The organism is Mucilaginibacter sp. OK283 (assembly GCF_900110415.1).
Taxonomy (GTDB): domain Bacteria; phylum Bacteroidota; class Bacteroidia; order Sphingobacteriales; family Sphingobacteriaceae; genus Mucilaginibacter.
In genome coordinates this window covers 90557-103318 of sequence record NZ_FODR01000007.1, presented here as the reverse complement: position 1 = coordinate 103318, position 12762 = coordinate 90557, and the positions used below count along the sequence as shown (strand labels likewise).

The 12762-nt window shown below is 45.5% G+C and carries 11 protein-coding genes; all 11 read right to left on the bottom strand.

The genetic code is table 11. The features are described 5' to 3' along the window. Positions 1–178 precede the first annotated feature (178 nt). The gene (locus BMX56_RS17080; protein WP_090650651.1) at positions 179–1636 is read right to left on the bottom strand and encodes a DUF1501 domain-containing protein; all 1458 of its coding nucleotides are present in this window, start codon (positions 1634–1636) and stop codon (positions 179–181) included. Position 1637: 1 nt separating this feature from the next. Then, the gene (locus BMX56_RS17075; RefSeq protein WP_090650649.1) at positions 1638–3956 is read right to left on the bottom strand and encodes a PSD1 and planctomycete cytochrome C domain-containing protein; all 2319 of its coding nucleotides are present in this window, start codon (positions 3954–3956) and stop codon (positions 1638–1640) included. A 178-nt stretch (positions 3957–4134) separates the two neighbouring features. Next, a complete protein-coding gene (locus tag BMX56_RS17070; RefSeq protein ID WP_090650646.1) occupies positions 4135–5004 on the bottom strand; it encodes an OmpA/MotB family protein in 870 nt (289 codons plus the stop codon). Positions 5005–5331: 327 nt separating this feature from the next. After that, entirely contained in the window at positions 5332–6255 is a 924-nt protein-coding gene (locus BMX56_RS17065; RefSeq protein ID WP_090651062.1) for a helix-turn-helix domain-containing protein, read from the bottom strand. 16 nt (positions 6256–6271) lie between these two features. Beyond that, positions 6272–7198, bottom strand: coding sequence for an NAD(P)H-binding protein (locus tag BMX56_RS17060; RefSeq protein ID WP_090650643.1), 927 nt, complete (start codon positions 7196–7198; stop codon positions 6272–6274). Positions 7199–7204: 6 nt separating this feature from the next. After that, on the bottom strand, positions 7205–8095 hold the full coding sequence (locus BMX56_RS17055; RefSeq protein ID WP_090650641.1) for an SDR family oxidoreductase: 891 nt from the start codon (positions 8093–8095) through the stop codon (positions 7205–7207). Between the two features lie 439 nt (positions 8096–8534). After that, positions 8535–9128 carry a dihydrofolate reductase family protein gene (locus tag BMX56_RS17050; RefSeq protein ID WP_090650640.1) on the bottom strand — a complete coding sequence of 198 codons (594 nt, stop codon included), beginning with the start codon at positions 9126–9128 and terminating at the stop codon, positions 8535–8537. Positions 9129–9223: 95 nt separating this feature from the next. Beyond that, complete coding sequence (locus BMX56_RS17045; protein ID WP_090650638.1) at positions 9224–10063, bottom strand: hypothetical protein; 840 nt, start codon at positions 10061–10063, stop codon at positions 9224–9226. Positions 10064–10068: 5 nt separating this feature from the next. Next, positions 10069–10551, bottom strand: coding sequence for an SgcJ/EcaC family oxidoreductase (locus BMX56_RS17040; RefSeq protein WP_090650635.1), 483 nt, complete (start codon positions 10549–10551; stop codon positions 10069–10071). A gap of 17 nt (positions 10552–10568) precedes the next feature. Beyond that, the gene (locus BMX56_RS17035; RefSeq protein ID WP_090650633.1) at positions 10569–11147 is read right to left on the bottom strand and encodes a cupin domain-containing protein; all 579 of its coding nucleotides are present in this window, start codon (positions 11145–11147) and stop codon (positions 10569–10571) included. A 17-nt stretch (positions 11148–11164) separates the two neighbouring features. Next, entirely contained in the window at positions 11165–12445 is a 1281-nt protein-coding gene (locus BMX56_RS17030) for a serine hydrolase domain-containing protein (protein ID WP_177183841.1), read from the bottom strand. Between the last annotated feature and the right edge of the window lie 317 nt (positions 12446–12762).

Here is a 12762-nt window from a genome sequence, read left to right as displayed (position 1 = left end):
CAACAATATTATTTATCAAAACCAAATAAGCTAAAACGTTTTAAACACATCGACAAAAAGATATCAGCCGTAAAATCTATCAAAACCGGATAAGCTAAAACGTTTTAAGCATATCGCTAAAAAGATATCAGCCGTAAAAATCGAAATCCCGTCAATCCTGTAAAATCCTAAAATCGTGTTAAGTGATAATCCCCTTTACCACATTTCCGGCTACATCGGTCAGCCTGTACCTCCGGCCTAAGCTTTTAAATGTAAGCTTTTTATGATCGATACCTAACTGGTTGAGCATGGTAGCATGAAAATCATGCACATGCACGGGATCTTTAACAATATTATACCCAAAATCGTCCGATTCGCCATAAACGATGCCCGGTTTGATACCACCGCCGGCCATCCACACACTAAAGCAGCGCGGGTGATGATCGCGCCCGTAGTTTGCCTTCTCCAACTTACCCTGGCTGTAATTGGTGCGGCCAAATTCGCCGCCCCATATTACCAGGGTTTCATCCAGCAGGCCGCGTTGTTTTAAATCGGTAACCAAAGCGGCCGAAGCCTGGTCTACGTCCTTAGCTTGCCCGGCCATTTCCTGGGGCAGGTTACTATGCTGATCCCACCCCTGGTGGTAAAGCTGCACAAAGCGAACGCCGTTTTCTGATAGCTTCCTGGCCAGCAAACAATTGGCCGCGTAAGTACCGGGAATTAAACATTCGGGGCCGTACATTTTTACGATGTCGTCCGATTCTTTGGATACATCCATAATTTCGGGTACGGCAGTTTGCATGCGGTAAGCCATTTCGTACTGCTGTATCTTGGTGTTTATCTCCGGATCGCCGAATTGTTTATAGTTGATATCATTTAAAGCGGCCAGGTTATCCAGCATTTTGCGGCGTTCGTGCCGGTTTAATCCTTCGGGATCATTCAGGTACAATATCGGGTTTTCGCCGCTGCTGAATTGTACCCCCTGGTGAATAGAATCTAAAAAGCCATTACTCCACAATTTGGAGTAAACCCCCTGGCCGTTGCCTTTTCCCTTGGATAATAATACCGTAAAAGCAGGCAGGTTTTTATTCTCGCTGCCAAGGCCGTAGCTCACCCAGGAGCCCATACTGGGGCGGTTACCTTGCTGTGCCCCGGTCTGGAAAAAAGTAAGCGCAGGATCGTGGTTGATGGCATCGGTGTTCATGGAGCGGATGATACAGATATCATCGGCAATTTTGCCTATATGCGGAAACAGATCGCTCACCCATGCCCCCGATTCGCCATATTGTTTAAAATCGTAAAATGACCCTACCAGCGGGAACGAGGCCTGCTTAGCCGTCATCCCGGTAAGTATCTGGTTGCCCCGCACCGAAGCCGGTAGCTCCTGCCCCATCATCTCGCGCAATTTGGGCTTGTAATCAAATGATTCCAGTTGCGAAGGCGCGCCGTCCTGGAAAAGATAGATCACCCTTTTTGCTTTGGGTGCAAAGTTGGGTATGCCCGGCACAAAATCAGCTTCGGCATCGGCACCGCTGCCACTAAAAAGATCGGGAATAAGTAATGATCCTAACGCAACACTCCCTATCCCCAGGCTTAACCTGGACAGGAACTTGCGCCGGTTTATATTGAGCCTGCTCTCTAAAAAATCTTTTTCCATATCAGGTTTTTGTTATCGCTTCTTCTACATTGTACATAGCATCAACCACTTTCATCATGGCTGCTAACGTTACTTTATCAAGGTTGGCTGGTATCGGGTATTCGCCAACGCATAACAACTTTTGGGCATCGGCCTTATTCATCCCTTTCAGTTCATCGCTGTAATAAGCTGTAAGTATGGCCAATTCTTTTTCCTGCGGATGGCGGCACATAATCAACCGGAAAGCTTTGGTTATTTTATCCTGCGGACGACTGTTATCCTGCAACAATCTTGCTGCTAAAACGCGGGATGCCTCCAGCACTGTAGGGTCATTAAGCATTACCAAAGCTTGTAATGGAGTATTAGTGCGCAGACGTTTTACTTCGCACTGATCGCGGTTGCTGGCATCAAATATCCCCAGCGAGGCTGGCGGCACCGTGCGTTTGATAAGTGTATACATACCCCTGCGATAAAGGTTGGGGCCATGTACCTGTTTATAGCTGGCCAGCTGCCCGCGGCCGGATGTGGCGTTTTCCCACAAGCCAGGCGGCTGGTATGGGTTAACACTTGGGCCTCCAATGGTATGGTTAAGCAGCCCGCTGCTGGCTAAAACTAAATCGCGTACAAACTCGGCAGGCAGGCGGCTGCGGGGACCGCGCGCCAGCCAGGTATTTTCAGGATCGTCTTTTAACTTTTCGGGGCTGATTACTGCTGATTGCCGGTAGGTAGCCGACATCACTATTTGTTTTACCAGCCGTTTGATGTCCCAGCCATGATCCCTGAAATCAACAGCAAGCCAATCCAATAATTCCGGATGCGACGGCAAATCGCCCTGCATGCCAAAATCGCCCGAACTTTTTACAATGCCTTTGCCAAAAAACTCCTGCCAAACCTGGTTTACAAATACCCTTGCCGCAAGCGGGTTGTTTTTATTAAACAGCCATTCGGCCAAACCGAGGCGATTTTTAGGATAGCTGGCTGCAAATGGTAAAATAGCTTTGGGCGTACCCGGCTCAACAACATCTCCATGGGCATCGTAATTGCCGCGTTTGAGTATATAGGTTGGCCGTACTTTATCGCTATCGGTCATGATAGATACAATAAGTTTATCCGTATCCTGCTTATTGATAAACTTCATCACCTTTTTAACTTCATCGTTACTTATCTGCATCAATGGCCGCTTGGCATAAGTTTCGGGCCCGCCTACAACCGACTCAATGCCTACTTCTTTTACATTATTAAAAAACGCAAACATCTGGTAATAATCTTTTTGCGAAAACGGATCATATTTATGATCGTGGCAATGGGCACACTCCAACGTAACCCCAAGCAGCGCTTTGCCGAAGGTGTTGGTACGATCGGTTACGTAGCTTACCCGGTACTCTTCATCAATTACACCACCTTCTTCGGTAATTTTGTGGTTGCGGTTAAAGCCTGTTGCCAGCAATTGCTCGGTAGTGGCATTAGGCAGCTGGTCGCCGGCTATTTGCCAGGTAATGAATTTATTGTAAGGCAGGTTTTCGTTAAAGGCATGAATCACCCAATCTCGCCAGGGCCACTGGCTGCGGTAATTATCGTCCTGGTAACCGTGCGAATCGGCGTAACGGGCTACATCCAGCCAATGCAGGGTCATTTTTTCGCCGTATTGCGGGGTTGACATTAACTGGTCGACTACCTTTTGGTAAGCGTTGGCGCTGTTATCGGCCAAAAAGTTATCCATCATTTGCAATGTTGGCGGTAAGCCCGTCAAATCAAGCGATACGCGTTTTAGCAAACGTTCCTTATCAGCTTCGGGATTAGGATCAAAACCTTTTTGCTCCATTTTTTGAAGCACAAAATTATCTATGGGATTTTTTGGCCATGCGGTATTTTGAACCTGTGGAACGGCATACGAACGGGGCGGTACAAAAGCCCAATGTTTTTCATAACGGGCACCTTGTTTTATCCATTTTTTGATCAGATCAACTTCAAAAGGTGTTAATTTTTTGAGGTTGGATGATGGCGGGGGCATTTGTTCGGAAGTATCTTTGGTTGAGATGCGACGGTAAACTTCAGACATCACCGGATCGCCTGCTACAAGCGCATGGGCTGTCGGGTTATCTTTCAGCGCTTTAAAAGCACTTTCGGGAATATCAAGCCTTAAATCGGCCTGGCGGTGTGCAGCGTCGGGTCCGTGGCATTTAAAACATTTATCAGATAATATGGGGCGGATGTTAAAGTTGTAGCTGATGGTATCGGGCATTTGCTCCGCATCTGTTTTACCTGCCCGGTTGCAGGCATGCAGGGTATACAAAACGCAGGCGGCTATTATAAGCCACACTAAATACAACTTCCGGAACATCAGTCTACTAATTGGTTAATTAAGAAATTAAAGTTATTAATTTCAATTGTAATCTGCAATTTGATTTCCGGGCCGTTGGTAACATTTCAACTACAGTAATTAACGCACAAAAAAACGGGCCTAATAATAATGCTAAGCCCGTTTTTCCTCTTGAATCTTAATTCTAATTTCTTGACTCTTACTGTTTAACCGGTGTGGTATCCGGTGCTTTACCTATCAAATCCATAAACTGATCCAGTTTTGGTGTGATGATAATTTGGGTACGCCTGTTTTGGCTTTTACCTGCCGGTGTGGCATTATCGGCAATCGGGTTATACTCGCCACGGCCGCCTGCAGTTAAGCGTTTGGGGTCGACGTTATAAGTATTTTGCAAGGCCTGTACTACCGATGAAGCCCGAAGCGTACTTAAATCCCAGTTGTTACGGATGTTGGTTTGCTTGATTGGTACATTATCGGTATTACCTTCAATCAGCACATCATAGGTTGAATAATCGGTAATGATCTTAGCAATTTTGGCCAAAGCGGTTCCTGCTTTGTCTGAAATTTCATAGCTACCTGATTTATATAACATATTATCAGACAATGAGATATACACAACACCTTTAAGTACCTGTACATCAACTCCCTGTGCTTCTTCCCTGCTTAATGAGCGGGTGAGGTTATTGGTTAACACCATATTAAGCGAGTCGCTTTTATTTTTGGTAGCTACCAGGTATTGAATGTATTTGTTGGAAGCATTTATCTCATCAACCAATTTCGAGATGTTTGCACCACCCTGGTTGTTGCCGGCCAAACATTTATTTAATGCATCCTTTAACGAGTTATTATTTGACCTTTCGGACGCCAACTGCTCTTCCAGACTGGTAATCCTGGTGTTTGATACGGCCAGCGCCTGTTCGCTTCTTTGATATTTTACACTTAGGTCTTGTGTGCTATTTTGCAATTGCGTGTAATTGCCCTCCAGTTCTTTGTATTTTTTGCTGCTAACGCAACTTTGGGTTACTGTTGCTACAATAAGTACCAACGGTATTAAATGGTAAATTTTCATATCTGTTAATGTTTAATAGCCTGCTATAGTTTATTTATAGTCAGCATAGCATCTACAACAACATTTTTAGCAAAAAGTTTACCATGCCATATTTGTGCAGTAAAATTACCTTTACAACCTCATTATCAACTATTAAATTAAACGGCAGCCTATGAAAATCAAAACACAACATTAATATTGGGGGCTTGGGATATCGGGAATTGCTTCGTGCCTTATAATGACATATATAGCATGGCGGCGAAGGCTTTGCCCATTTGATGTGATTAGGCGCGGGCATTGACCTGCTGGCCACGCTCGACCCAAAACCAGATTTGTTGTTTGTGAATATCAGTTGAAAGAATTGCGGAACTCCAGCGGCGAGAAACTGGTTTTGGTTTTGAACAGCTTGCTAAAAGACTGCAGGTGTTCAAATCCCAGTTCATATGCAATTTCGCTGACGGAAAGATTAGTGGTCGAAAGTTTCTCTTTGGCCAGTTCTATCAGCTTGTTGTGCAAATGCTGCTGGGTATTCTGGCCGGTAAGCGACTTGAGCAGGCCGCTCAGGTAACCGGGTGAGATATTTAAGTTTTCGGCAATATAAGTAACGCTGGGCAGCCCTTTCCGGGCGAGTGCGCCGCTGCTAAAGTAAGCGGTGAGTAAATCTTCCAGTTTGGATAGTATTTCATGGCTGGTTATCTTGCGGGTGATGAACTGCCGCTGGTAAAACCTTTCCGAATAGGTGAGCAATAGTTCCAGTTGGGCAATGATCACGCTTTGGCTAAACCTGTCAATGTTGGCATGATATTCCTGCTCTATATTTTGTGCAATGGTTGTGAGCATGGTTTCTTCCTTGTCAGATAAGTGAAGCGCCTCATAAACCGAGTAATTGAAAAATTCGTATTGCCTGATTGTTTTGACCAGCGGGGTGTTCCATAAAAAATCCGGGTGAATCAGTATCATCCATCCTTCGCGACGGTGCATTACGCCGCCTTTTTCAATCTCCATTCCAAAGACCTGCCCCGGCGACATGAAGAACAGTACACCTTCATCAAAATCGCATGTTTGCTGGCCGTATTTAAACTTGGCATTCTTCACTCTTTTCATCGAGATAGAATAAAAATCATAGATCAAACTGAATGCCCCCTCTGCCAGGGGTTTATTTAGGTTGCCCATATGCACCAGGCTAATCAGCGGGTGCGCCGGTTTAGGCAAACCCGCCATACGGTGATATTCGGTGATGGTATGAAAATGAAAAAGCCGGTTACTGTTCATAGCTATGCTAAATTCGTTATTTTTTATGATATGCTTCGGCAAACTCTTCAGCAAAATCAGTCAGTTTCACCTTGCCCATTTTGGGCCGGCTCTTGTGAAAGTTTTCAAGCGCTTTACCGCTGTGCATGGCTGCCTGCATTTCAACTAAGGTTTGTGCCAGCTTTTCCGGTACTTTGGCCATCTTTAATCCCCGCAGCATTTCCTTATCAGTAAGCAGCACCCATTTTAACCAGGGCTTGCCTACCGCGCTGCCAATGATCCTGGCCGCTTCGTTACACGTCATTTCATCGCTGCCTACGTAGCGGATGGTTTTCTCTTTGGGCGATAACAGTAATTCCTCGGCAACGGCATCCGCAATATCCTTTGGCGAAACAAAAACTATCCGGTCTTCTCCGCCGTAGTTACCCATCAGCAGGCCGGTTTTACCGGTTAGCAGGGCCCCAAGGCCAGAATAACGCAGCGTTAAAAAATTACCAATGAAGCCTTTGCCTTTGATAAGGTTAATGGACTGATAAAAGTTAGTATAAAAAGCTCCAGGCCGCATAATAGTGATAGAGGCGTCCAGGTCGTCAAATATGTGTTCGGTGTTTTCGGTTTTAACCAGGTCTGCCACCCAACCGCTCATTAATACTACCCGTTGGATGCGGGTGTCCCTAAGAGCCCGCACATAGTTTTGAGCTATCCTATACAGATAATTGCCCAGATCGGGCTCGGTGAAGCTTAGGGGTATCATGGCATAAACAGCGTCTGCGCCTTTGAAAGTATGGGTCAAAAACGGTACGTCGTCTATTGAGCCAATGGCTGGTTCCGCGCCTAAGTTTTCGATAGCTGCCTGTTTTTTAGGGTCGCTGCTTACAACAGTTACTGCGTGCCCCCGGGCAATTAATAGTTCTGTCAGCGGTTTACTAATGTTCCCCAATGAACCGGTTACAATAATCTTCATTGCTTGTTATCTGGTATAAATACCGTTCTCAATATCGTTAAGCAAGGTGTTGTGCGTTGGGTGCCACTTCAAATATTCCCGCGTCCGGCTGCTCGATGTCGGGCAGTCGATAGCGGCCATGTGTGAAAACCATCCAAAATGTTCGGCAGCAGCCTCAGCAGCAATTGATTTTACCGGGAGATTAAGTTGTTTTCCTATAGATTCGGCAATAGACTTAACCGTGATGGCTTCTTCCGCAGAACCATGAAAACGGACTCCAGGTACAGCGTTCTCCAAAGCCAACCTGTACAAACGGGCAGCATCCAGCCGGTGTACGGCGTTCCATTGGTTAAGCCCTTCGCCGATATATGCCGATACGCCTGTCTGCCTTGCTATATTAACCAGTATGGGTATAAAACCATGTTTATCCCCGTCGCCATGCACCGATGGTGACAGGCGGATAACTGCCGCACGAACACCCTGCGAGGCTACAACGTCTGCTGCTTGCTCAGAGGCCCGCGGCCATGCAGGGTTTAACGGTGGAATAATATCTTCGGTAGCCAGCTTCCCGGGGCTTACCAGCGCCGTACCGGAGGTTACAATAAACGAACGGTTTGAACCGGCTAATACGTCGCCAATGGTTTCAATGGCTATTTTATCTACCTGGCAAACTTCCGCAAACCGGGTAAAATCGTGAATAAAACCGGCATGGATAACGCCGTCAGCCTGTGCGGCGCCGCTGCGCAGGCTATCAAGGTCTTCCAGATCACCCCTGTGAACTTCTGCGCCGGCATCGGCCAGCTTTTGGGCCGATGCATCTGAACGGGCCAACCCCAGCACATGGTGGCCGGCACCTATTAATTCCTGCACAATAGCAGTACCGATGAAGCCTGTGGCTCCTGTTACAAATACACGCATAAATAATTCTATTTTGTTGATACAAAGATGGGATGCTTTAGCTGGCAGAATTTATCCAAATCTGCGTTTGATTTAGCCAAAACTGTAAAAAGTATCTAAATAGCCCGAACTTGAATTATTGTGCGATCTACTCAGTGTAAACGCGCGGTGGCATTAAATTATTTGGCGAACTCCTAAACCTGTAGCCTATAGCCCCACGATGAAGCCATTAACCTACCGGCTATCTGAGTGGGTAGGTTAATGCAATCATTAGTGAAATGGAGTGCCCCCTACAGTACAATTTAAAATTGAGCTGACTTACTAATTAATTCAAATTGTATCTGTTTAAAGGTCTGATGTTTTCGGTAGGTTTGAAAGAAATAAAAAAATAATGGGTTTTACCCAACCCTCATTTTTTATAAAATCCTGCGCAGTAAAGCTATTTGAAACAGCCATCCCGTTAAGCTCCGATAGTGCCTGTTTTAACTTCGCCGGCGCGTTTGTAATTGGCAAAAATAACTCCACCCGGCGTAACCAAACTTTCTGTTAATGTAAATGCCGCCGGGATTGTGCTGTTGTTAAACAACCTTTTTCCTTCGCCAAGCAGCACGGGGTAAATTTTGAGCCAAAGCTCGTCTACCAGATCATGCGCAAGCAATAAATGAACAAGCTCGCTGCTGCCCCAAACTTTAATGTCGGCACCATCAGTATTTTTGAGCTTTTCGATATCCGCCACACTGGTAAGGAAAGTTGTGTTTTGCCAATCCGACTTTTGCATGGTGGCCGACAAGACGTATTTTGTTACCTCATTAATACCTGGCCAATAGCCGGAGTGTTGGGGCCAATAAGATGCAAAAATTTCGAATGTTTTCCGGCCCAGTAAAAGATCGGCAGGCTCCATCTGTTTTTGCATAGCCTTACCAGAAACTTCGTCGCCATAAGGTGCCGACCAGCCACCGTATTTAAAACCACCTGATGGATCTTCCTCAGGGCTGCCGGGTGCCTGCATCACACCGTCTAATGTTATAAATGTTGTAACGATGATTTTTCGCATGTGTATATCGTCAGTGATGATTCACCATTTAAGTACCGCGTTCTTTACAAATTTAATGCTATTAACGCGAACTGCGGATACAAAAGTGTGCCATTTTACCGTCGAAGAAGTAAACGCACCCCAATAAGATAATACATCACAAAAGTAATGGCGGGAATAGCCACCAGGTAGCCTGCTGTGCCAAAAGGTTCTGGCCAGGAAGGAGGTATTAGTTCCAGCAAAATGGCAATTAAACTGCAGCCAATATACCAACGGGATGCAGGTTTACTGAGTGAGCCCGTTATTTTAAGCGCCACGGCAAAAAGGAGGGTGCCCAGGTATATCAATACAACTTCGGCCACGCTGATTACATAAAATAGACTTTTTACCGCGACATATAAATCCGGCCGTTTCGCGGCCGGGTTTGCAGCAAACAGCCGGAAAGCATCGGTAAGGTAATAACCCCAGAATGCCATATTGATGATAAACAGGGGCACTGCTATGCTTAGCGCTGCAAATGCTAATACCGAATATAGATTTTCGCCCGCTTCCTGTAAACGGGTTTTCAGCAGGGCGGCACCCAACAAAAGTAAAATTCCGCCTGCTATAAGGATGGTGTAGCGGGTTTGCTGTTCAGCAGCGGTGTTAACCCAGCCCTGCAGTGTTGAGGGTGGCGGCCCCATGCCCGCAAAGATGGAAAATAACAGCCATGGTATAAATAGTAACAGCGCGGTAACAGCTTGTTGTTTACCGGATCGATCTTGTTTCCAAAGGCGGTGTACACCAAGATGATATGCGGAGAAGGTCATCAGACAGGCATTTAAACCCCAAACGGGAAAATAAAATTTATAACTTACCGAACCTATGCCAAAACCAATAGCCATGGTTACAGGTGGAACAAGCCATAGGTATGCCAGGCTCAGTTTTTGTTTAAATGAGGTAGAATCGTTATACATCTCAATTATTTTATTCCTTTTTCCAGTTTGGCATTTTGCCCGGCGAGAATCTTCCAGGAGCCATCGCGTTTTACCAGGACAATCATTCTCCTGAACTCAAACGTTTGGCCGGGAAACCGTTCGTCGCCATCTAATGCTGTGCGCACATGCGATATGGCAAAGTTTGGATATAGGTAAATAATATCCTCGACGGCGCGTGTATAGTAACGCGTTGCTTTAAAATAAGTGGTATGCACCTGCTGATAATGAAACTGAATATCGTCACGTCCTTTATAATAGGCCCCAAACCAGTTAATCCAGGTGGCATCAACGGTATAATTATCAGCAAGGCCTTTAGGATCGTGTCGGTTCCAGGCGTCTTCGTAATTTTTTATGAGCTGCCTAATCTGTGGATTTTCCTTAGTGGTATCTGTTTGCTGGCTGTAGGCTTTAAAGCCATACAACCAGCACAAACAAACTACTATGAACTTAAAACTACTAACTTTCATAACCTGGTGACTGGAGTTTAAAACGCTTTTAGTATATCAATTGGCGGCCCAACGCGTTCAAAGCCGTGTTGTTTCCTGAACTCGTCCTGCTCGGCTTCGGGTTTGCCTTTCATTTGCCCTTCGCTTATCGCTATAAAACATTCTTCCATTTTACCTGCCGGCTGAAAAGTAGTGAGCATTCGGCCAACCCCTTCACCTACCTTTGAAAATGCGTGCGGTACACCACGCGGGCCAAACACACTATCGCCGGGCTTAACATGGTGCATTTTATCGCCCACTTTTATTACAAACTCACCTTCCAAAATATACCACCACTCGTCCTGGTTATAATGGAGATGCAGGTTAGGACCTCCTTTTTTAACTCGCGATGATTCATATACATAAAAATCGCCATCGGTATCTTTGGTAGATACTTTGGTGTAAAATGTATCACCATCAAACAGGCTGATGGGCTTTTGGAAGCGGTCGGTCCCGGCATCTGTTTTATAGCCGTTTTTTTCTCTAAGCAAGGTAGAGCTTTTGGCGATGGTGGCTATGGGGCTGGCTAAAATGGCGCCCGTTACGGATATCATTCGGAGGAAGGTGTTACGTTTCATGATGGTGGAAGTTTGGTTTATTTAGTGAACAAGTCGTCAGTAGCCCAGGTTGGATTTTTGGCGTAAGCCCTCCAGAATACCTGGTCTAAGTCATTGTCAAAATTGACTTTCAAACTTCGAGTATTGGTCAAAATAACAAAGTTAAACCCGTTATCAAGCCGGCCCTGTTCGGTGGCTGTGCCAGGCAAACTTCCCTGGTGGAAGTAGTTATTGCCGGCAATAGCCCAGCCGCATCCATAGGCTGCATTGGCAGTTGAGCCGGTATACATAATATTTAAGGTTGATGGTGTAAGGATATCCGGACGTACCGGAAATTTATCGATATAAACCAGGAACCTTGCCAGGTCGGCAGCTGTAGCAATCCACCCTCCGTGCGAGTCCATCCGGCTCACATTCATTGCATAAGGATCTTCGCCATACTGGCCATAGTAAGTAACTTCTTTTGGAAGTTTTTGGGCAAATGTGTTACCGCCAATAGTCATATCGGTAATTCCGATAGGTGTTAATACCAATGTTTTCACAGCTTGTTCATACGTCTGTCCGGTTATTTTTTCTATAACTCGTCCTAATATACAGTAACCAAAATTCGAGTAATCGTAGTTTGTGCCTGGTACATGGTCAAGCGGGCGGTTATCTAAAGTCCAGGTGATGAGTTGTGCCGCTGTCATTGCCGGGTTACTGAACATAGGGTCGTTCACTTCGTTACCCCAGCCTCCCGATGTATGGTGCAACAGTTCATCAACAGTAATATCGGTAATATGTGCACCGTAGGCTTTAGTGCCATAGGTTTTACCTAAAAGCGCGCCATCGCCAAATACTTTGTCGGTCAGTTTTATTTTACCCTGATCAAGCAATTTCATTATAGCAACGGAGGTAAACTGCTTTGAAAGGCTGGCTAACCGGTAAAGATCGCTTATCGTAGCCTTGGTACCCTTAGATTTATCGCTTATGCCGTACGCTTTCAGGTAAACCAATTTTTCTCCTTTGGTGATGGCTACAGATACTGCCGGCACGTTATAAGTGGTCATAAAAGCATTTACTTCATCATCTAAAGCAGATACCGCAATTTTGCTGGCAGTAAGCGTGTCAACCGTCGTTCCTGAACCAGTTCCGGTACCTGTGCCCGTTCCCGTTCCTGTTCCCGTGCCTGTGCCTGTTCCAGTATCTGTTTTAGTACCCGGGGGCGAATCTTTGCTACAACCGGCAAAAAGCAGCATGCCGGCAACTGCAACTAATTTGGTAAATTTTAAAGCGTAAATAGCAAAGCGGTAAGTTGCGGACTTATAATTTTTTTTCATAGGTAATAGGTAGTTGTTTAATAACAAAGCCTTGTAGGGAATCAAAGAGACAGAAACTGGCTGAAAAATTCTTTCGCGTTTGTTGCAAATCCATTTGATTTTGTTGCGTAATGAAACCAAACTGGAAGATGAGCCGTCATTATCGATGTGGCAACCCTGTGCTAAACACAATTTATTTGCAGTTATAGGTAAAAGCGTTGACAGCCGCGCTCGCCGGAAAATTTTGATCGTGATATTGGTAGATAAATGTTGCGTTAATTTTTGCAGGTGACGTGCCTCCGATTTACGCAAAAGAAACATCCCGCAACTATTGCCAA